The sequence below is a fragment of the Pseudomonas fluorescens group sp. PF-1 genome, assembly GCF_054481335.1.
Window position 1 is genome coordinate 1,878,382 of record NZ_JBTMNG010000002.1, and the last position, 19,491, is coordinate 1,897,872.

The window sequence follows — 19,491 nt, forward strand, 5'->3', positions numbered from 1 at the left end:
CGTGGACGAAAAACAACGTTACGACGAGGGCATGAAAGTCCGTCGCGCGGTACTGGGCGACGCCCACGTCGACCGCAGCCTGACCGCGTTGACCGAGTTCAACTCGGAATTTCAGGAAATGATCACCCGCCACGCCTGGGGCGACATCTGGACCCGCCCGGGCCTGCCGCGCCACACCCGCAGCCTGATCACCATCGCCATGCTGATCGGCATGAACCGCGAGGGGGAGCTCAAACTGCACCTGCGCGCCGCCGCCAACAATGGCGTCAGCCGTGGCGAGATCAAGGAAGTGATCATGCAGAGCGCGATTTACTGCGGCATTCCGGCAGCCAATGCCACGTTCCACCTGGCCGAGTCGGTGTGGGATGAATTGGGGATTGAGTCGCGGGAGTGATCCTGGTGGTTTTCGGTGCCTGAGCTGACGCTATCGCTGGAAGGCCAGCTCCCACAGTGGTCCGATGTGAACGCCAATTCTGTGGTCACTGAAGATCCCTGTGGGAGCTGGCCTGCCAGCGATGGCGTCGGTGAGATCGCCATCGCTGGCAAGCCATGCTCCTACAACAGGCTGATCGGATAGCTGATGATCAGGCGGTTCTCATCGAACTCGTTGTTGCTGTAATCCCGGCGCATGGTCGAGTTGCGCCATTTCAGGTTCAGGTTCTTCAGCGCACCGCTCTGCACGGTGTAGCCCAGTTCACTTTCACGTCCCCATTCCTTGCCGTCGGTAATGCTGCCGGTATGCACGTTGTCGCCGCTGATGTAGCGGTTCATCAGGGTCAGGCCCGGCACGCCGAGGGCGACGAAGTTGTAGTCGTGACGCACTTGCCAGGATTTTTCCCGGGCGTTGTCGTAGCTGGAGTTGTAACTGTCGTTGGCCAGGGTGCCGCCGCTGGTGCCGTTGACCCGCATCCACGGACTGTCGCCGGTGAGTTTCTGCAGGCCGACGTAAAAGGTGTTGCCGCCGTACTTGGCCGAGAACAGGCCAAACAGGGTTTTGTTGTCCAGTTGGCCGGCGCGGGCGCTGCCGTCATCCTTGCCGTAGAAGAAACCGAGGTTGGCGCCCAGGGTCCAGTCACCCAATGGCTGGCTGTGCACCAGGTTGATGAATTGCTGGCTGTAGATGTCCTTGAGTTCAGCGTTCCACACACCGATCTGAGTGCGTTTTTCGTTGAACTGGTATTCGCCGCCCTGGAAGTTGAATCGATCAGAGGTGAACGCCGCTTTGCCGGTCATCGACATGTCGCTCATGCTGCTGTCGTCGCGTGGGCTGTTCTGCCGGAACTGACCGCCGTAGAGCGTCAGGCCGTCGATTTCCTTTGAGGTGATCTGGCCGCCGCGGAAGGTTTGCGGCAGAGAGCGCCCGTCATCCGAACGCAGGATCGGCAGCACCGGCATCCAGTCGCCCACCTTTGCCTCGGTCTGCGACAGCTTGGCCTTGAACGCCACGTTGGTGCGACCGAAGTTATCCGCCGGGCGACCATCGTGGTCCAGCGGCAGCAACTGCGTGCCACCGGTGCCTTTGCCGCCGTCGAGTTTCACCGAGTACAGCCCCAGCACATCCATGCCGAAGCCGACGGTGCCCTGGGTGAACCCGGATTTGGCATCGAGGATGAAACTCTGCGTCCACTCCTCAGCCTTGCCTTGAGCCTTGGTCGGGTTGGTGAAGTTGCGGTTGATGTAGAAGTTGCGCAGGTTCAGGTTGACCTTGGCGCCTTCGACAAAGCCCGACTCTTCGGCCTGGGCAGGCAGGGTCGCGCTGGCCAGGGCGATGGCGATCAGGCTGGGTACGAAATACGGCGCGTTGGAAGGCGTCATGGGCTCGGGTCTCTCTAATTCTTGTGGATGAATGGGGGCATGCCGCAACCCGCTGGGTGCAGACAAAAAAACTCGGTCAATTCGGGGTGGAACCTGGGTATCAGCCGGACAGGGCAGGGCGCGGGGGCATGGTGTCGAACCTGTTGTTATTGGTTTTGTGGTTCGGATGGTGCTTGGAATGTACTGGATGGTTCAATCTGTGAAAGCGGGTTCTGGGCGATAATCGAACGCAAGATTAAATATGGGAAGGCGGTGAGTGTGCTTGCCGGCGATGGGGCACTGCCTGACGACAAAACTTTTCTCGCCGCCAACAAAAAGCCCACCAAAAGGTGGGCTTCCTGTCATTCGGGGCGCTATCAGAAATACTTCATCTTCGGCGCTTCTTCCTTCAACGGCTCGTTCTTCGCCGTCTGTTCGTTCCAGCCACCCCCCAGAGCCTTGTACAGATTGACCTGGCTGACCAGTTGCGCCAGACGATCGGTGACCAGCGCTTGTTGGGCGCTGAACAGCTGGCGCTGGGCATCGAGGAAGGTCAGGTTGCTGTCGACACCGATGCGGTAGCGGCGTTCGGCCAGGCGGTAGTAGTCCTGGTTGGCACTGACGAAGTCTTGCTGTGCCTGCAACTGCTGAACATAGGTCTGGCGCGCGGCCAGGCCATCGGCGACTTCCTGGAAGGCCGTTTGAATGGACTTCTCGTAGTTCGCCACGCCGATGTCTTTCTGGATCTTCGAGTAGTCCAGGCTGGCGCTCAGGCTGCCGGCGTTGAAGATCGGCAGGTTGATCTGCGGCTGGAACAGCCAGGTGCCCGAACCGCCCTTGAACAGACCGGACAGGTCCGGGCTCAGGGTCCCGGCGTTGGCCGTCAGGCTGATGCTCGGGAAGAACGCGGCCCGCGCGGCGCCAATGTTGGCGTTGGCGGCCTTGAGGTTGTATTCGGCCTGAAGGATGTCCGGACGACGTTGCAGCAAGTCCGACGGCAGGCCTGGCGGTACATCGGCCAGCAGTTCGTCAGACAACGGTCTGGCGGCGGGCAGGTTGGCCGGGATGCCGGTGCCAAGCAGCAGCACCAGGCTGTTTTCATCCTGGGCGACCTGGCGGGTGTACTTGGCCAATTGCGCACGGGCGTTTTCCACCGAGGTACGCGACTGCGCCAGGTCCAGGGCCGAGGCGACCCCCACTTCGTTGCTGCGGGCGGTGAGCTTGTAGCTCTCCTCGAACGCACCGAGGGTGTCCTGGGTGACTTTCAGCAGTTCCTTGTCGGCCTGCCAGGTCAGGTAAGCGTTGGCCACACTGGCCACCAGGCTGATCTGCGTGCTTCGACGGCCTTCTTCGGTGGCGAAGTATCTCTGCAAGGCTTCTTCGCTCAGGCTGCGCACCCGACCGAACAGGTCGAGCTCATAGGCGCTGATACCGACGGTTGCCGAGTAGGAGCTGTTGATGCCCGCCTGACCGGTTTGCGAGGAGTCGGCCGGAACGCGTTGGCGGCTGCCGCTGCCATTGGCTGAAACGGCCGGGAACAGGTCGGCGCGCTGGATGCGGTATTGAGCCGCGAAGGCGTCGATGTTCAGGGCCGCGACACGCAGGTCTCGGTTGTTTTCCAGGGCGACCTGGATCAACTGCTGCAGCGCCGGATCGTGGAAAAACTGCTTCCAGCCTTGTTCCGCGGCGGCCTGGGCAGGCGCCTGGGCTGGCGAATACGCCGGCCCCTGCGGGTATTGATCCGCCACTGGCGCTTGCGGCTGCTGATAATCAGGTATCAGCGAGCAGCCACCCAGTACGAAGGCGGCGACTGCCAGGGAGAGTAGCGACTTGCTCATTAGCCAGCCTCTTTAGGAGTTTCAGTGGCGTCGTCCTGGTCGGCGTTTTTACGCTGGCCCATGGACGACACGGTGACGAAGAACAGTGGGACCCAGAAGATCGCCAGCACAGTGGCCGTGATCATACCGCCAATCACCCCGGTACCGATGGCATGCTGGCTACCGGAACCCGCACCCGTGGAAATAGCCAGTGGTACCACACCGAGAACGAAGGCGAGCGAGGTCATGATGATCGGTCGCAGACGCATGCGGCAGGCTTCGATCGCCGCATCGCGCAGGCTGCGTCCCTGTTCGTGGAGTTCCTTGGCGAATTCGACGATCAGAATGGCGTTTTTCGCCGCCAGACCGATGGTCGTCAACAGACCCACCTGGAAGTACACGTCGTTGGACAGACCGCGCAGGCTGGTGGCCATCAGCGCACCGATGATCCCCAGCGGCACCACCAACATCACCGCGATCGGAATCGACCAGCTTTCATACAACGCGGCCAGACACAGGAACACCATCAGCAGCGACAGGGCGTACAACGCCGGTGCCTGGGAACCGGACAAACGTTCCTCATAGGACAGGCCGGTCCAGGAAATACCGACACCCGCCGGCAGTTTCTGGGCAATGGCTTCGACTTCGGCCATGGCTTCACCGGTGGAATAACCCGGCGCCGGGGCACCGAGGATCTCCATCGCTTCAACGCCGTTGTAACGGGCCAGTTTCGGCGAGCCGTAGATCCACTCGCCCTTGGCGAACGCCGAGAACGGAACCATGGTGCCGGCGCTGTTACGCACGTACCACTTCTTCAGGTCCTCCGGGCTCATGCGTGACCCCGGCTGGCCTTGCACGTACACCTTCTTCACCCGACCGCGGTCGATGAAGTCGTTGACGTAACTACTGCCCAGGGCAATCGACAGGGTGTTGTTGATGTCGGCGATGGTGATGCCCAGGGCACTGGCCTTCTCGTCATCGATTTCCAATTGATATTGCGGTTCGTCGTTCAGGCCGTTCGGACGCACTTGCGACAACACTTTGCTTTGCGCGGCCATGCCGAGGAACTGGTTGCGGGCTTGCATCAGCTTTTCGTGACCGATACCGGCGCGATCTTGCAGGAACACGTCGAAACCGGTGGCGTTACCCAGCTCCAGTACGGCCGGTGGCGCGAAGGCGAACACCATGGCATCGCGGAACGTGAAGAAGTGCTGCTGGGCGCGGGCCGCGACCTTGAACACGTTGTTGTCGGCGTTACGTTCATGCCAGGGTTTGAGCATGATGAACGCCATGCCCGAACTCTGGCCGCGACCGGCGAAGTTGAAACCGGTCACGGTAAACACCGAGTTCACCGCATCGCCTTCACCGCCATCCTTGCCGGGGCGCAGCAGGAATTCACGCATCTCGTCCACCACCACCTGGGTGCGCTGGGCGGTCGAGCCGGCAGGCGTCTGCACCTGGGCGAACAATACGCCCTGGTCTTCTTCCGGCAGGAACGCCGTTGGAATACGGGTGAACAGCCAGATCATGCCGACCACGATCAGCAGGTAAGCCAGCAGGTACGGGGCCTTGTTCGCGAGCATGCTGCCCACGCCACGCTCGTAACGGCGTACGCCACGGTCGAAGTTGCGGTTGAACCAGCCGAAGAAGCCGCGTTTTGGCGTGCCGTGCTCGCCTTTCGGAATCGCCTTGAGCATAGTGGCGCACAGCGCCGGGGTGAAGATCAGGGCAACCAGTACCGACAGGGCCATGGCCGAGACGATGGTGATCGAAAACTGCTTGTAGATCACACCGGTGGAGCCGCTGAAGAACGCCATCGGCAGCAGTACCGCCGAGAGCACCAGGGCGATACCGACCAGTGCGCCCTGGATCTGGCCCATGGATTTCTTGGTGGCTTCCTTGGGCGACAGGCCTTCCTCGCTCATGACCCGTTCGACGTTCTCCACCACGACGATGGCATCGTCCACCAGCAAGCCGATGGCCAGGACCATACCGAACATGGTCAGGGTGTTGATGCTGAAACCGGCCGCCGCGAGGATGCCGAACGTACCGAGCAACACCACCGGCACGGTCATCGTGGTGATGACGGTGGCGCGGAAGTTCTGCAGGAACAGGAACATCACCAGGAACACCAGCACGATCGCTTCAACCAGGGTTTCAACCACACCCTTGATCGACTCGGTCACCACCGGGGTGGTGTCGTACGGGAATACCACTTCCATCCCTTGTGGGAAAAATGGCTTGAGGCTGTCGATGGTCTTGCGCAGGGCTTTGGCTGTATCGAGGGCGTTGGCACCGTTGGCCAGTTTCACCGCCAGGCCAGAAGCCGGAGCGCCGTTGAACTGGGCGTTGATGCTGTAGTTCTCGCCACCCAGACCGACTTCGGCGACATCCTTGAGGCGAACCTGGGAACCGTCCTTGTTGACCTTGAGCAGAATTTTGTTGAACTGCTCGGCGGTCTGCAGGCGGGTCTTGCCAATGATCGTGGCGTTGAGCTGCGTGCCGGGCAGGGCAGGCAGGCCGCCGAGCTGGCCGGACGAAATCTGCACGTTTTGCGCGGCAATCGCCGTTTTGACGTCGATCGGGGTCAGGTTGTAGTTGTTCAACTTGGCCGGGTCGAGCCAGATGCGCATGGCGTACTGCGAACCGAATACCTGGAAGTCACCGACACCGGCCGTGCGCGAGATCGGGTCCTGCATGTTCGACACGATGTAGTTGGACAGGTCGTCCTTGGTCATGCTGCCATCGCGCGAGACCACGCCAATCACCAGCAGGAAGTTCTTCACTGCCTTGGTCACGCGGATACCTTGCTGCTGCACTTCTTGCGGCAGCAGCGGGGTGGCCAGGTTCAGCTTGTTCTGCACCTGAACCTGCGCGGTATCGGAGTTGGTGCCTTGCTCGAAGGTCGCGGTGATGGTCATGGTGCCGTCGGAGTTACTTTCCGAAGACACATAACGCAGGTTGTCGATACCGTTGAGCTGTTGCTCGATCACTTGCACCACGGTGTCCTGCACGGTCTGCGCGGAAGCACCCGGGTAGGTCACGGAAATGGCGATGGCCGGAGGCGCAATGCTCGGGTACTGGTTGATCGGCAGTTTGAGGATCGAGAGTGCCCCGACCAGCATGATCACCAGGGCAATCACCCAGGCGAAAATCGGACGGTCGATGAAAAATTTTGACATGAGTTACTCCCCTTTGCCGCCGGCGGCTTTGTCAGCTGCCTGAGCGGGGGCCGGGTTCTTTGCGGCAACGTTGGTCGCTTCGCTGGCTTTGACTTCCACGCCAGGTTTGACGTATTGCAGGCCTTCGGTGATCAACCGATCGCCGGCCTTCAGACCGTCTTCGACCAGCCATTGATTGCCGACGGTACGGCTGGCCTTGAGCTGGCGCAGTTCGACCTTGTTGTCGGGGCCGACGACCAGCGCGGTCGGGCTGCCTTTGAGGTCGCGAGTCACGCCCTGTTGCGGCGCCAGAATCGCCGCACTGTTCACGCCGGCCTGCAATTGGGCGTGCACGAACATGCCCGGCAGCAGCGTATGGTCAGGGTTGGGGAACACGGCGCGAAGGGTCACGGAACCGGTGGTCTGGTCAACCGAGACTTCGGAGAACTCCAGCTTGCCGTCCAGCTTGTACTGGCTGCCGTCCTCAAGGGTCAGCTTGACCTTGGCGGCATTGTCGCCAGCCTTTTGCAGGCGACCGCTTTCCAGTTCGCGGCGCAGTTCAAGCAGTTCGACCGAGGATTGCGTCACGTCGACATAGATCGGGTCCAGTTGCTGAATCACGGCCATGGCTTCGAGTTGACCGTTGCTGACCAGCGCGCCCTCGGTCACCGACGAACGACCGATACGGCCGGTCAACGGCGCGTAAACCTTGGTGTAGCGCACATTAATCTGGGCGCTTTGCAGCGCGGCTTCCGATTGCAGGCGGTTGGCCACGGCGGTGTCGTATTCCTGACGGCTTACGGCCTGCTCATCAACCAGTTGCCTGTAGCGGTCGGAGATCGATTTGGTCGAACGCAGGTTGGCTTCGGCGCTTTTGAGCGTCGCTTCATAGATCGAGGGATCGATTTGATACAGCTGCTGGCCGGCTTTGACATCGCTGCCTTCCTTGAACATCCGCTTGAGGATGATGCCGTTGACCTGCGGACGGACCTCAGCGATGCGGAACGCGCTGGTGCGGCCCGGAAGATCAGAGGTCAAGGTGAAAGATTGCGGTTGCAGGGTGACGACGCCGACCTGAGGCGGTGGTGCAGCCGGGGCTGCCTCTTCCTTTTTACATCCGCTGAGCAATGATGCCAGGGCGATGGCGGCGACCAGAGCGGTAACAGCTGGCTTGAATTGCATGAAAATCCTCGGGTCAGGCGCGCAAGACACGCACAAGAAAAGATGGAAGGTTAAAAATGGATGCCGGGTGGATAAGTAGCTTGCTAAGGAATATACTTACGTTCGTGGTTGTTTGTAAATACCTTGGCACTGTACCCGAACCGTTACAGGCGCCGTTTAAAGGCTCGAATTGTTTGCCCGGGGACGATACCCAAGAGCGCTCGCCCTACTTTTATTCAGCTGATCGTCAAGCATCGCTGAAGCATCCTGATTGAGGTTGTACTGCCATGGTCCGTCGTACCAAAGAGGAAGCTCAAGAAACGCGCAGCCAGATACTCGAGGCGGCCGAGAAAGCCTTCTATGAAAGGGGCGTGGCGCGCACGACGCTGGCCGACATCGCGACCCTGGCCGGCGTCACGCGCGGGGCCATCTATTGGCATTTCAGCAACAAGGCGGATCTGGTTCAGGCCATGCTCGATACCTTGCATGAACCACTGGACGAAATGGCCAAAGCCAGCGAAAACGAAGACGAACCTGATCCACTGGGCTGCATGCGCAATTTGTTGATTCATTTGTTTCATCAGATTGCCATGGACCCGAAAACCCGACGCATCAATGAGATTCTTTTTCATAAGTGCGAATTCACCGATGAAATGTGCGACCTGCGTCAGCAACGCGTGTCCGCCAGCCTCGACTGCAATGTGCGGATCAGCGTGGCGCTGAGAAATGCAGTGAATCGTGGGCAGTTGCCGGAAAACCTCGACACCGCCCGGGCGGCCATCAGTTTGCACGCCTATATCGATGGCATCCTGTACCAGTGGCTATTGGCGCCCGACAGCTTCGAACTGCACACCGAAGCCGAACGCTGGGCCGATACAGGGTTGGACATGCTGCGCCTGAGCCCCAGCCTGCGTAATTGAAACAAAATGCTTAATCGGTTCCGCGTGTGTCAACCATTGAAGCTGCAGATGAACAGTTCTTCACCCGCTTTGCGCTAATGGGGTGCTTTTATATACGTACGTTCACCCGGATGACAGGTGGTCAGCTACGTAATTTGTAGGAATTTTGTGTCGATTCTGTGGGCAGTGGGTGCACTTGGCATAAAACCGCAGCAAAACACCGCACTCTGCAGGAGCGATCCTGCTCGCGATGGTGGTGGGTCAATCAACCGAAAATTGAATGCCATCGCCGACCTCAGACTTTCGTTCAGCTAATGGCTAATTGCACGGACTTGCCCACCCATTTGCATTCGAGCTGACCAGTCATTTGCATCGGATTTGACCGGTAGAGATCGATCCTAAACGGACGGTCGCCTTAACCTGAGTTCAGATTGAACAAACCGGGCGCTCTCCCAAACGCTCTACCAACCTTACGAGATAGCCATCAGGATCCTGGACAATGAATTCGCGCTGACCGACTTCTACATTGTTAGCCCGATACCAGGTGTCTTTGCATTCTCGATAGAGTGGAAATCCAGCCTGACCAAGTTTTTGGATGATGGGTGCGACAGCCTCAACATCAATCTGTAGGTTGATGCCTCTTCCAAACGGCTTGGTCAACGGCGCAGTCAGCCATTGACCCGCGTCCGAATCAACCTGCTCAAGCATTACTTGAGCACCATTCAAATCAAGGTATGCAAATCCATCTTCCGGGCGTTGATAAGCTACTTTGAACCCCAGACGAGAAACCCAAAAAGCCAGACTGCTATCCAGGTCAGTGACCATTAACTCTGGAACCAGTTTGCTACGTTCGAACATGAGATGACTTCCATTTCAATCGGCTCATTCGCCGGGGGGCAGTGTAAAAAGCTGATTCGCGAAATCAGCCTGTGCTCTTCTGGCACGGCGCCACAGGAGAAGGTGGCGAGCATCATGATGCATGCTCGGCTGAGTATTATCGAGTCGAGTTGAATGGCGGCTTCTGGCCGTTCTACATCCGATATTGCGATTTCGTAATTAAACGAAACTAAACAAGGGCGCACTGGCACAAGAGGGTGCAGCGGCAAGGTGTCCGCTGTCCTGGGACAGAGGACACCTTGAGCATTCGGATCGGGTCGCTGTCAAGGGCAACAAAAAGCCCCAACTCTCTCAAGTCGGGGCTTTTGCATTTCAACGGCTGACCATTACAACGTCGGGTAGTCGATGTAACCCACCGGGCCTTTGCCGTAGAAGGTTTCCGGATGTGGCTCATTCAGCGGCGCATCGGCCTTCAGGCGTGCTGGCAGGTCCGGGTTGGCAATGAACGGTACACCGAAAGCGACGGCGTCAGCCTTGCCGGCGGCCAGCCAGGCGTTGGCGCTGTCCTTGGTGAAGCGTTCGTTGATGATGTACGGGCCGCCGAAGGCTTCCTTGATTTGTGGGCCGAGGCTGTCGGCGCCTTCTTTCTCGCGGGAGCAGATAAAGGCGATGCCGCGCTTGCCCAGTTCGCGGGCCACGTAGGTGAAGGTCTCGGCCAGGTTGGCGTCGCCCATGTCATGGGAGTCGGCACGTGGCGAGAGGTGTACACCGACACGGCCGGCGCCCCAGACTTCGATCGCGGCGTCGGTCACTTCCAGTAACAGGCGTGCACGGTTTTCCAGGGAGCCACCGTAGATGTCGGTTCGCTGGTTGGTGCTGCTTTGCAGGAATTGGTCGAGCAGGTAGCCGTTGGCGCCGTGGATTTCCACGCCGTCGAAGCCGGCGGCCTTGGCGTTCTCGGCACCGGTGCGGTAGGCGTCGACGATGTCGGCGATTTCGGCGGTTTCCAGGGCGCGCGGGGTCGGGTAGTCGGACAACGGGCGAACCAGGCTGACGTGACCTTTTGGCTGGATGGCGCTTGGCGCGACCGGTTTTTCGCCGTTCAGGTACGACTCATGGGAGATCCGGCCGACATGCCACAGTTGCAGGAAGATCTTGCCGCCGGCGCCGTGGATGGCTTTGGTGACGTTGGTCCAGCCGCGTACCTGATCGTTGGACCAGATGCCCGGGGTGTCCGGGTAGCCAACGCCCATCGGCGTGACCGAAGTGGCCTCGCTGAGGATCAGGCCGGCAGAGGCGCGTTGTACGTAGTACTCGGCCATCAGCGCGTTCGGCACTCGGCCTTCGTCGGCGCGGCAGCGGGTCAACGGGGCCATGATGATGCGGTTGGACAGTTCCAGGTCGCCCAGTTTGATCGGATCGAAAATAGTCGTCATTCGTTAAAACCCTCGTGAGGTAATGGTCAATCAGTTAGTCGCAGGAGCCAGTTCGGGATTGCCGCTCTGGCGAAAAGTGATCAGGGTGGCCAGCAGGGCGAGCACCGCCAGCGCTGCGGCGGCGAGTGGCACGCGGGTCAGGCCGAAGCCGTGGGCAATCACGCTGCCGCCGATCCAGGCGCCGAGTGCGTTGCCGACGTTGAATGCGCCGATGTTCAGGGTCGACACCAGGTTCGGCGCGGCCTTGCCGTAGGTCACCACGTTGACTTGCAGGGCCGGCACGGCGGCGAAACACGCGGTGGCCCAGAGGAATAGGGTGATTTCGGTGGGGATCAGCGCGACGCTGGTCCAGGTCAGTACGGTGGAGACCACGGCCATGGCGATGAAGACGCCGATCAGCGTCGCGGCCAGGCCTTTGTCCGCCAGCTTGCCGCCGATGATGTTGCCGACGGTCAGGCCCAGGCCGATGAGCATCAGGGTCCAGGTCACGCCACGGGGCGAGACGCCGGTGACTTCGCCCAGCAGCGGCGCGACGTAGGTAAAGAGGGTGAACACCGAGGCGGCGAACAGCACGGTCATGCTCAGGGACAACCAGATGCCGGCGCCTTTGAGGGCACGCAGTTCGGCGCGCATGTCGAGTGTTTCTTCATCGCGCTTGGCCGGCAGAAAACGAATCAGGCCGATCAGCGCGATCACACCGATGACCGTCACTGCCCAGAAGGTCGAGCGCCAGCCGGCTTCCTGACCGAGCGCGGTGCCCAGTGGCACGCCGAGGACGTTGGCCAGGGTCAGGCCGGTGAACATCAAGGCCACGGCCGATGCACGTTTGTTGGCCGGCACCAGGCCCGCCGCCACCACCGAGCCGATGCCGAAGAAGGCACCGTGGCATAGCGCTGTCACCACGCGGGCGAGCATCAGTACGTTGTAGTCACTGGCCACCGCGCACAGCAGGTTGCCGATAATGAATATGCCCATCAACGCCACCAGCGCAGCCTTGCGCGGCAGTTTGGCGGTGGCCAGCGCCATGAACGGCGCACCGATGGCCACGCCCAGGGCGTACCCGGTCACCAGCCAGCCGGCACCGGGGATCGACACACCGAGGTCGGCCGCCACGTTGGGCAGCAAACCCATGATGACGAATTCCGTGGTGCCGATGGCGAAGGCGCTCAGGGCCAGGATGAGTAGCGAGAGGGGCATGGGTTAATTCCTTTTTTGAGCCGACTGACGTTAAGGGTCAGAGCTCTTTGCTGAAGGTCTTGAGGAACGCCTGGATGGTTTCCTCGTTGCGTTTGAAGAAATGCCACTGGCCGACTTTGCGGCTGCTGATCAGGCCGGCGCGTTGCAGGGTCGCCAGGTGCGCGGACACCGTGGACTGCGACAAGCCGCAACGTTGATCAATCTGCCCGGCGCAAACGCCGTGCTCGTTGCTGTGGGTCTGGTCTGGAAATTCGACGTCCGGGTCTTTGAGCCAGTGCAGGATTTCTCGCCGTACCGGGTGCGCCAGGGCTTTTATTATTTCGTCGAGATTGAGGGTCATGGGTGTGGGCTCGTGATGATTAAAACGCTATATCGCGATGGGGCGAACTTTAAATCGGTATTTCGCGATATACAAATATGATTTGGCTCTGACCCGCTCACATTTCGGTATATCGAGTTATAACGATACGTTGGTGTGTAGATACAAGGGGCAGTGCTAAGCTGCGACCATGAACTATCTCGCACATCTTCACCTCGGTGGCCAGCGTCCCGGTCAACTGCTCGGCAGTCTGTATGGCGATTTCGTCAAGGGACGGCTGCAAGGGCAGTTCGATCCGGAGATCGAAACGGCCATCCAGCTGCATCGCAGCATCGACGTGTTCACCGATCGCCACCCGTTGGTGGATGCTTCGTTGTCGCGGTTTTCCCTGACGCGCAGGCGCTATGCCGGGATCGTCCTCGACGTATTTTTCGACCACTGCCTGGCGCGGGACTGGGTGCTGTACGCGGATCGGCCGCTGGAGCATTTCACCTCGGACGTATACCGGGTGTTGTCCAGTGAACGGCAGTTGCCCGAACGGCTGGCGAAAATCGCACCCCACATGGTGGCCAATGACTGGTTGGGGTCTTACCGGGAGTTTGAGGTGTTGGAGCAGGTGCTGCGGGGGATTTCCCGGCGCTTGACCCGGCCTGAGGAACTGGCCGCCGCGATGCAGGAGTTACGGGTGTTGTATGAGCCGTTGAGCGAGGACTTTCGGTTGTTTTATCCGCAGCTTCAGGATTTTGCGCAGAGCCATCCGACAACATAGATCACTGTGGGAGCTGGCTTGCCAGCGATAAGTCCGGATCATCCAACATCTCCATTGGCTGACCCACCGCTATCGCTGGCAAGCCAGCTCCCACAGGGGGGATGTGTTCAGGCCGCGATAGCGGGGCGCATCGGCGCCGGTTGTTTCTCCGGAATCGCCCCAAACAACACCTTCTGCACCGCCTGCTGCGCCTCGAACGCCAGTGCGGCGCGTTCGCGACCTTCGCAAGCGATCGGCTTGAGCAGATGGATTTCCACTTGCCCCCGGTCGTTGGCAAACAAACGCATCAGGTGCGACAGCAAATCATCTTCGCCAATAAACGGTGCCAGCAGGCAAGGCTCACCGTCACGCACATAACGAATCGCCACCGGTTGCAGCTTCACTTCGGAATCAATCGCCGCCGACAACAAGCGACCGTGAAAGGTGCGCAGCGAACGGCCATCGGTGGTGGTGCCTTCCGGGAACATCAGCAGCGGGTGTGCCTGCTCCAGGTGGCGAGTCATCTGTTTGCGGATCAACTGGCTGTCGCCCGAGCCGCGACGGATGAACAGACTGCCGGCCTTGGCCGCCAGCCAGCCCGCCACCGGCCAGGTACGCACTTCGGCCTTGGACAGGAACGACAACGGCGTGAGCATCCCCAGCAACGGGATGTCGGTCCAGGACACATGGTTGCTGACCCAGAGCATCGACGTCTTCGGCAGTTCCCCTTGCACCGTCACGTCGAAGGGCAGGGCGTTGCTCAGGCGCGCCATGAAAAAACGCGACCAGCACTGACGGCGTTCCATCGAGTGCGCCATGCCCAGGCGCTCGAACACCCCGAACACGGTGGCCATGCTCAGGCCGAGCCCGACCACCAGCAGCACCCGCGCGATTCGCGCGTACACGCGCAACCGACGCATCACACAGCCGCCTTGAAGTGTTTGGCGTAACGCGGGCACAGCTCATCGCGCTTGAGCAGGATGAACACGTCCGCGACCTGGAAGTCTTCGTCCCAGCACGGCTCGCCGCAGATTTTCGCCCCCAGGCGCATGTAGGCCTTGAGCAGCGGCGGCATTTCGGCGATCACGTTCGATGGAATATCCAGGGTCGGCAGCGGCTTCTTCGGCTCGGCCCGCAGGTGTTCGGTGCACAGGTAGCGTTCGCGCAGGCGCTGCATGATCGCGTGGGCCTGAATCCCGCCGTCCTGCATCGGAATGCTCGCGCACCCCATCAAGTAGCTGTAGCCACCCTGGTTCAGCACTTCGGCCAGTTCGCTCCAGAGCACGGCGATGGTGCCGCCGTTGCGGTAGGCCGGGTCGACGCAGGTGCGGCCGATTTCCAGGATCGGGCCTTGCAGATGGATCAGGCCGTGCAGGCTGAATTCTTCTTCGCTGTAAAACCTGCCCAGGCTGCTGGCGGCGGTGTGATCGAGCAAACGAGTGGTGGCCACCAGGCGCCCGGTGTTGAGGTCACGCACGCCGATGTGGGCGCAGTGAACATCATAGTCGTCCATGTCCAGACCCAGTTCCGCACCCTTGAGTGTGGCGTTGAATTCGCCGCTGAACACGTTGAAGCGCAGGGCCTGGGCTTCCTGCAGAGCCTCGATGCCGACCAGGCGTTCGGCTTGCAGGCGGCGTTCGTTGCCGGTGTCGCTGATGCGGGCGATCTGAGTCATGGCGAATCTCCGTGCGGGCTGTTCACTCGTCTTTGGGTGCAGCCGGTCGACTTTCTTTATGCAGCCGTGTTGTGCAAAGTCAGGCTATGTAGCGCCGGTGTCATCGCCGTTAAGCTTTGGTGATGCTTATATGACAGCCCACAAGGAGCCTCTTATGCCCTGGCAAAACCTGTTGATTCGCCGCGATCGCTTGCCCGCCAACCCGGACCTGGGTGAGGGCTTCGCGACCTTGTTGCACCTCTTGGGCTCGGTCACGCCCTTTGATTTGGCGGTGGCGGGGGGGCGGATGATGGCGACCCCGGGGCTGGCATTTCTGGTGGGGTATCAAGCCGCCTTGCGCATGTTGTGGCCGAGCGCGCCGTTGAGCCTCGGCGCGTTATGCGCCACTGAGCAGCGCAGCCTGCGAGTGGCGGACATGCAAACCCGTCTGCACGATTTGCGCTTGAGCGGGCGCAAGGATTTTGTCACCGCTGGCGATGCCGCCGACTGGCTGTTGATCGCGGCGCGCAGTGAGGCCCCCGGCGACGATCCGTGCCTGAGCCTGGCGGTGGTTTATCCCGATGAACCGGGCGTGCGAGTGGAAAAACTGGCGGCGATCGCGTTGATGCCGGACGTCAGCCATGGCCGGGTGTTTCTGGACAACGCTTTGTGCGAGTTACTGGCCGGGGACGGTTGGGACGCCTACGTCAAACCGTTCCGAACCCTGGAAGACATCTATGTGTTGAGCGCCATGACGGCGTGGCTGTACGGCGTCGGCCAGGACAGTGATTGGCCGCAAGCCTTGCAACTGCGCTTGCTGGCGCTGCTGGCCGGGTGCGCGGAAGTCAGCCGCCAGGCACCGAACAATCCGTGCGGGCATGTGTTGCTCGGCGGCTTGTTTGCGCAGTTCGAGGGGCTCAAGGCTGAAATCAATCAAGCGCTGGCCGAAGGCCCGCCACAGTGGGCGGCGATGTGGCAGCGCGATCAGGCGGTGATGGATCTGGCAACGGGGGCACGGGGCAAGCGTCTTGCCAAAGCATTGACGGCGATCTGACTGGCCCCAACGCAATAGCCATCGTTCCGGCAATGCAATTTTCAAAACTGTCATCAACCTCGACTAGGCTCAGAAGGTTAATCCCCACGAGCACCCGCCATGCCCAAAGGCCTGTCGCTGATTGTTGTGTTGCTGTTCAGTCTCGCGGCCCACGCTGAAAACTGGCCTGGCGAACAGTGGTCACCCGGCCCGAGCGTCACCGGGCCGGCGCTTCGGACGTTTGAGAATTACGCCTTCCCACCGCGCAACGACACCACTCGCCAGGGTGTCCGCACCGATGCCTTGCTGGTGATTCGCGATGGCCAGTTGATCTTCGAGCGTTACGCTGGCCCGACCACCGCCGCAACGCCACACCTGACCTGGTCCATCAGCAAGAGCCTGATGGCCACGGTGCTGGGCGTGGCCTACGGCGAAGGCCGGTTCAATCTGCAGGACCCGGTGGCGAAGTTCTATCCGCCACTGAAAAAACACCCTGACATGACCATGGCCGACCTGCTGCACTGGGCCTCGGGCCTGGACTGGCAGGAAGACTACGAATACGCGCCATTGAAATCCTCGGTGGTGGCGATGCTCTACACCCGTGGGCACCGCGACATGGCGGCGTTTACCGTCGATCAGGACGCCTACGCCGCGCCGGGTCAGGTGTTTCGTTACTCCAGCGGTGACAGCGGTCTGTTGTCCGCCGCGCTGAAGGGCATCGTCGGTCCGGCCCGCTATGCAGACTATCCGTGGACCGCGCTGTTTGAACCCCTGGGCATTCGCCATGCCATCTGGGAAACCGACGCCACGGGTATCTTCGTCGCCTCGTCCTACGCCTACCTCACCGCGCGGGATCTGGCGCGGGTCGGCCTGTTGATGGCCCGCGACGGGCGCTGGGGCGAGCGCCAGTTGCTGCCCAAGGATTGGGTGGCCTTCAACCGCGAACCCTTCGCCCGCTATCACGCCAGGCAGGATGACGCCGTGCCCGGCGGCCACTGGTGGCTCAACCGCGCCGTGGAGGGCGCGCCCCAGCCCTGGCCCGACGCACCCGCAGACACTTTCGCCGCACTCGGACACTGGGGGCAGGCGATGTACGTGATCCCCAGCGAAAACCTGGTGATCGTGCGCTACGGCGATGACCGCGACGACAGTTACCAACACAACCAGTTACTCAAACTCGCGCTCAAGGCCTTTGGCGGCAAGGTGCAGCCATGAACCGTCGCAGCTTCGTTCGTCGCCGGCCGTTCAGCACCCTGCTGTTGATTGTGCTGATCGTGTTGTCCGGCTGGATCTGGCGGGAGCGGGTGGCGCTGTCGGCGTTCCCGGACATCATCAGCGCCTACACCGCCAAGGAATATTGCTCGTGCCGGTACGTGATGAATAACGGTGCCGAGTACTGCCGTGGCTACGTGAAACAGTGGCTGCCCATCAGCGGGTTTACCGATGACGCCGCCAGCAAGCGCGTTACCGTCAGCGGTTTGGGACGCAGCAACAGTTCCGTGTGGATCGGTGAGCGTCAAGGCTGTCGCCTTGACTGAATCGACGTTTTTTGTGGCGAGGGGGTTCGCCACAGACGTGTACCTTTGATTCAGGCTCTTTGGCATTAATGTTTGCAACCTGTGTCAGGGCAGTTAAGGTTCAGCACAGGTTTATCTGCCCCACGAGTCACTATGTTCAAGCGTTCCATCATCAAAAGCTTCTCCATCCTGCTGTTGGCCGGCGCTTCATTGTCGGCCCAGGCCAACTGGTACCTGGACGGCGAGTCTTCGCGGCTGTCGTTCGTCAGTACCAAAAACGCCAATGTTTCCGAAGTGCAGCGCTTTCTGGTGTTGCACGGCAAGGTCGATCCCAAAGGGGCGGCCGAGGTGGAGGTCGAGCTTGAATCGATCAACAGCGGCATTCCGTTGCGCGACGAGCGCATGCGCAAAGAACTGTTCGAGATCGACAAGTTTCCCGAAGCGCTGATCACCACGCAGATCGATCTGCGCCCGATCAACGATCTTGCCCCCGGTGCGCAGCTGGAACTGCGCTTGCCGCTCACCGTCAACCTGCATGGCCGGCAACACACCTACAACACCGAGTTGCTGGCGACCCGTCTCGATGACCGGCGCTTTCAGGTGGTGACGCTGGAGCCGGTGGTGATCAATGCCGAAGACTTCGACCTGGCCCCCGGCCTGGAAGCGTTGCGCAAGCTCGCCGGGCTGTCGGCGATCAGCCTGTCGGTGCCGGTGGGTGCGGTCCTGATCTTCACGGCGCGCTGACATGGCCGGCCCCGTCTTTCCCTGGCGTGAAGGCAACCACTTCGAACTGCTGATCGACGGGCCGCAGTTTTTTCCGCGCATGCTGGTGGCGATTGCCCGTGCCCAAGAGCAAGTTGAACTGGAGTTGTACCTGGTGGAGGCGGGTGCCTGCGCCGAGGCCATGGTTCAGGCGCTGGTCCAGGCCGCCGAGCGTGGTGTGCGGGTGCGTTGCCTGTTCGATGATTACGGCAGCCTGGCCTTCACGTTGAACCTGCGTCAGCGCCTGATGGCCGCCGGGGTCGAGCTGCGTTTCTACAATCGCCTGAGCTGGCGGCGTTGGGTCGGTAATTTCTACCGCGATCACCGCAAGCTATTGCTGGTGGACCAGAGCCTGGCGGTGGTCGGCGGCACCGGTGTCACCGATGAATTCTGGACGCCGGGCGAGGATGTCAGTGAGTGGCACGAGGTGATGGTGGAAATCACGGGGCCGCTGGTCCTCGACTGGCAGTTGCTGTTCGATCGGCAATGGATCGCCAACCGCCATCGCCGCGCCTGGAAACCCGCCTCACACTTCGGCCTGCCGCGCTTGCCACGGGTGCCCTCCACGGGCGAGGGCATGGGCCGGGTTGCCTATGCCGACGCCCGCCAGCATCGGGACATCCTGCATTCGCTGGTTCGTGCCTTGAACAGCGGGCACAAGCGAGTCTGGCTCGCCACCCCTTATTTTCTGCCGACCTGGAGAGTCCGGCGTTCATTGCGTCGCGCGGCGGGTCGCGGTGTCGATGTGCGGCTGCTGCTGACCGGGCCGCGCACCGATCACCCTTCCGTGCGCTATGCCGGGCATCGCTACTACCCGCGACTGCTCAAGTCCGGGGTGAGGATTTTTGAGTACCAGCCCTGCTTCCTGCATTTGAAAATGGTTCTGATCGATGACTGGGTGAGCATCGGCTCGTGCAATTTCGATCACTGGAATTTGCGTTTCAACCTCGAAGCCAACCTTGAATCACTGGACGCCGGACTGACCCGGGCGGTGAAGGCGAGTTTCGAAAACGACTTCGCCTTGAGCCAGGAAGTGAGCCTGGAGTCGTGGAAGCGCCGACCGCTGTGGCGGCGGGTGAAGCAGAGGGTATGGGGATGGGTGGATCGGCTGGTGGTGAATCTGCTGGATCGCCGGGGATAGGTGCTACACCCAAAA

General features: G+C 60.8%; 18 protein-coding genes. 8 read left to right on the top strand and 10 right to left on the bottom strand.

The window, feature by feature from the left end; all coding sequences use genetic code 11:
- Nucleotide 1: 1 nt before the first annotated feature.
- Nucleotides 2-394 (top strand): 4-carboxymuconolactone decarboxylase, encoded by a 393-nt coding sequence (gene pcaC, locus ACX3YD_RS23395; RefSeq protein WP_047526509.1) that lies wholly within the window; start codon nt 2-4, stop codon nt 392-394.
- 161 nt (nt 395-555) lie between these two features.
- Here pcaC and ACX3YD_RS23400 read toward each other — a convergent pair whose 3' ends face one another.
- The 4 genes from ACX3YD_RS23400 to emhA all read right to left on the bottom strand — a co-directional run bounded on the left by ACX3YD_RS23400 (nt 556) and on the right by emhA (nt 7,954).
- On the bottom strand, nt 556-1,815 hold the full coding sequence (locus ACX3YD_RS23400) for an OprD family porin (protein ID WP_103403538.1): 1,260 nt from the start codon (nt 1,813-1,815) through the stop codon (nt 556-558).
- A 356-nt stretch (nt 1,816-2,171) separates the two neighbouring features.
- The gene (emhC, locus tag ACX3YD_RS23405; protein WP_103403537.1) at nt 2,172-3,632 is read right to left on the bottom strand and encodes an efflux RND transporter outer membrane subunit EmhC; all 1,461 of its coding nucleotides are present in this window, start codon (nt 3,630-3,632) and stop codon (nt 2,172-2,174) included.
- Nucleotides 3,632-6,793, bottom strand: coding sequence for an efflux RND transporter permease subunit EmhB (emhB, locus tag ACX3YD_RS23410; protein ID WP_458961149.1), 3,162 nt, complete (start codon nt 6,791-6,793; stop codon nt 3,632-3,634). Before emhB ends, emhC begins: the two co-directional genes overlap by 1 nt.
- A gap of 3 nt (nt 6,794-6,796) precedes the next feature.
- Nucleotides 6,797-7,954, bottom strand: a complete 1,158-nt coding sequence (gene emhA, locus ACX3YD_RS23415) for an efflux RND transporter periplasmic adaptor subunit EmhA (RefSeq protein ID WP_103403535.1) — start codon at nt 7,952-7,954, stop codon at nt 6,797-6,799.
- 266 nt (nt 7,955-8,220) lie between these two features.
- Between emhA and emhR the strand changes: the two genes are divergently transcribed.
- On the top strand, nt 8,221-8,853 hold the full coding sequence (gene emhR, locus ACX3YD_RS23420) for an efflux system transcriptional repressor EmhR (RefSeq protein WP_103403534.1): 633 nt from the start codon (nt 8,221-8,223) through the stop codon (nt 8,851-8,853).
- 405 nt (nt 8,854-9,258) lie between these two features.
- Here emhR and ACX3YD_RS23425 read toward each other — a convergent pair whose 3' ends face one another.
- From ACX3YD_RS23425 to ACX3YD_RS23440, 4 genes are all read right to left on the bottom strand, one after another.
- Nucleotides 9,259-9,690 carry a bleomycin resistance protein gene (locus ACX3YD_RS23425; RefSeq protein WP_458961150.1) on the bottom strand — a complete coding sequence of 144 codons (432 nt, stop codon included), beginning with the start codon at nt 9,688-9,690 and terminating at the stop codon, nt 9,259-9,261.
- Nucleotides 9,691-10,055: 365 nt separating this feature from the next.
- Complete coding sequence (locus tag ACX3YD_RS23430) at nt 10,056-11,105, bottom strand: alkene reductase (RefSeq protein WP_458961151.1); 1,050 nt, start codon at nt 11,103-11,105, stop codon at nt 10,056-10,058.
- A 30-nt stretch (nt 11,106-11,135) separates the two neighbouring features.
- On the bottom strand, nt 11,136-12,302 hold the full coding sequence (locus ACX3YD_RS23435; protein ID WP_458961152.1) for an MFS transporter: 1,167 nt from the start codon (nt 12,300-12,302) through the stop codon (nt 11,136-11,138).
- A gap of 37 nt (nt 12,303-12,339) precedes the next feature.
- Nucleotides 12,340-12,642: an ArsR/SmtB family transcription factor gene (locus ACX3YD_RS23440; protein ID WP_103403530.1), complete on the bottom strand. Its 303-nt coding sequence runs from the start codon at nt 12,640-12,642 to the stop codon at nt 12,340-12,342.
- Between the two features lie 169 nt (nt 12,643-12,811).
- On the opposite strand from ACX3YD_RS23440, the gene ACX3YD_RS23445 reads away from it, so the two are divergent.
- A complete protein-coding gene (locus tag ACX3YD_RS23445; RefSeq protein ID WP_103403529.1) occupies nt 12,812-13,390 on the top strand; it encodes an acyl carrier protein phosphodiesterase in 579 nt (192 codons plus the stop codon).
- A gap of 107 nt (nt 13,391-13,497) precedes the next feature.
- Here the strand turns inward: ACX3YD_RS23445 and ACX3YD_RS23450 are convergent, their stop codons facing one another.
- Both ACX3YD_RS23450 and olsB read right to left on the bottom strand, forming a co-directional pair.
- Nucleotides 13,498-14,289: a lysophospholipid acyltransferase family protein gene (locus tag ACX3YD_RS23450; RefSeq protein ID WP_458961153.1), complete on the bottom strand. Its 792-nt coding sequence runs from the start codon at nt 14,287-14,289 to the stop codon at nt 13,498-13,500.
- On the bottom strand, nt 14,289-15,044 hold the full coding sequence (gene olsB, locus ACX3YD_RS23455; RefSeq protein ID WP_047526532.1) for an L-ornithine N(alpha)-acyltransferase: 756 nt from the start codon (nt 15,042-15,044) through the stop codon (nt 14,289-14,291). The genes ACX3YD_RS23450 and olsB overlap by 1 nt, the downstream gene beginning before the upstream one ends.
- Nucleotides 15,045-15,198: 154 nt before the next feature.
- Between olsB and ACX3YD_RS23460 the strand changes: the two genes are divergently transcribed.
- The 5 genes from ACX3YD_RS23460 (at nt 15,199) to ACX3YD_RS23480 (ending at nt 19,476) form a co-directional block, all read left to right on the top strand.
- Complete coding sequence (locus ACX3YD_RS23460) at nt 15,199-16,077, top strand: acyl-CoA dehydrogenase (protein WP_458961154.1); 879 nt, start codon at nt 15,199-15,201, stop codon at nt 16,075-16,077.
- Nucleotides 16,078-16,176: 99 nt separating this feature from the next.
- The gene (locus ACX3YD_RS23465; protein ID WP_458961155.1) at nt 16,177-17,271 is read left to right on the top strand and encodes a serine hydrolase domain-containing protein; all 1,095 of its coding nucleotides are present in this window, start codon (nt 16,177-16,179) and stop codon (nt 17,269-17,271) included.
- A complete protein-coding gene (locus tag ACX3YD_RS23470; RefSeq protein WP_047526539.1) occupies nt 17,268-17,594 on the top strand; it encodes a hypothetical protein in 327 nt (108 codons plus the stop codon). Before ACX3YD_RS23465 ends, ACX3YD_RS23470 begins: the two co-directional genes overlap by 4 nt.
- A gap of 132 nt (nt 17,595-17,726) precedes the next feature.
- On the top strand, nt 17,727-18,317 hold the full coding sequence (locus ACX3YD_RS23475; RefSeq protein WP_458961156.1) for a YceI family protein: 591 nt from the start codon (nt 17,727-17,729) through the stop codon (nt 18,315-18,317).
- A gap of 1 nt (nt 18,318) precedes the next feature.
- The gene (locus ACX3YD_RS23480; RefSeq protein WP_103403523.1) at nt 18,319-19,476 is read left to right on the top strand and encodes a phospholipase D-like domain-containing protein; all 1,158 of its coding nucleotides are present in this window, start codon (nt 18,319-18,321) and stop codon (nt 19,474-19,476) included.
- Nucleotides 19,477-19,491 lie beyond the last annotated feature (15 nt).

Bases quoted from the DNA above. Each gene is read 5' to 3' on its own strand.
- ACX3YD_RS23400 (WP_103403538.1), bottom strand. From the start codon at position 1,815: ATGACGCCTTCCAACGCGCCGTATTTCGTACCCAGCCTGATCGCCATC.
- emhC (WP_103403537.1), bottom strand. From the start codon at position 3,632: ATGAGCAAGTCGCTACTCTCCCTGGCAGTCGCCGCCTTCGTACTGGGT.
- emhB (WP_458961149.1), bottom strand. From the start codon at position 6,793: ATGTCAAAATTTTTCATCGACCGTCCGATTTTCGCCTGGGTGATTGCC.
- emhA (WP_103403535.1), bottom strand. From the start codon at position 7,954: ATGCAATTCAAGCCAGCTGTTACCGCTCTGGTCGCCGCCATCGCCCTG.
- emhR (WP_103403534.1), top strand. From the start codon at position 8,221: ATGGTCCGTCGTACCAAAGAGGAAGCTCAAGAAACGCGCAGCCAGATA.
- ACX3YD_RS23425 (WP_458961150.1), bottom strand. From the start codon at position 9,690: ATGTTCGAACGTAGCAAACTGGTTCCAGAGTTAATGGTCACTGACCTG.
- ACX3YD_RS23430 (WP_458961151.1), bottom strand. From the start codon at position 11,105: ATGACGACTATTTTCGATCCGATCAAACTGGGCGACCTGGAACTGTCC.
- ACX3YD_RS23435 (WP_458961152.1), bottom strand. From the start codon at position 12,302: ATGCCCCTCTCGCTACTCATCCTGGCCCTGAGCGCCTTCGCCATCGGC.
- ACX3YD_RS23440 (WP_103403530.1), bottom strand. From the start codon at position 12,642: ATGACCCTCAATCTCGACGAAATAATAAAAGCCCTGGCGCACCCGGTA.
- ACX3YD_RS23445 (WP_103403529.1), top strand. From the start codon at position 12,812: ATGAACTATCTCGCACATCTTCACCTCGGTGGCCAGCGTCCCGGTCAA.
- ACX3YD_RS23450 (WP_458961153.1), bottom strand. From the start codon at position 14,289: ATGCGTCGGTTGCGCGTGTACGCGCGAATCGCGCGGGTGCTGCTGGTG.
- olsB (WP_047526532.1), bottom strand. From the start codon at position 15,044: ATGACTCAGATCGCCCGCATCAGCGACACCGGCAACGAACGCCGCCTG.
- ACX3YD_RS23460 (WP_458961154.1), top strand. From the start codon at position 15,199: ATGCCCTGGCAAAACCTGTTGATTCGCCGCGATCGCTTGCCCGCCAAC.
- ACX3YD_RS23465 (WP_458961155.1), top strand. From the start codon at position 16,177: ATGCCCAAAGGCCTGTCGCTGATTGTTGTGTTGCTGTTCAGTCTCGCG.
- ACX3YD_RS23470 (WP_047526539.1), top strand. From the start codon at position 17,268: ATGAACCGTCGCAGCTTCGTTCGTCGCCGGCCGTTCAGCACCCTGCTG.
- ACX3YD_RS23475 (WP_458961156.1), top strand. From the start codon at position 17,727: ATGTTCAAGCGTTCCATCATCAAAAGCTTCTCCATCCTGCTGTTGGCC.
- ACX3YD_RS23480 (WP_103403523.1), top strand. From the start codon at position 18,319: ATGGCCGGCCCCGTCTTTCCCTGGCGTGAAGGCAACCACTTCGAACTG.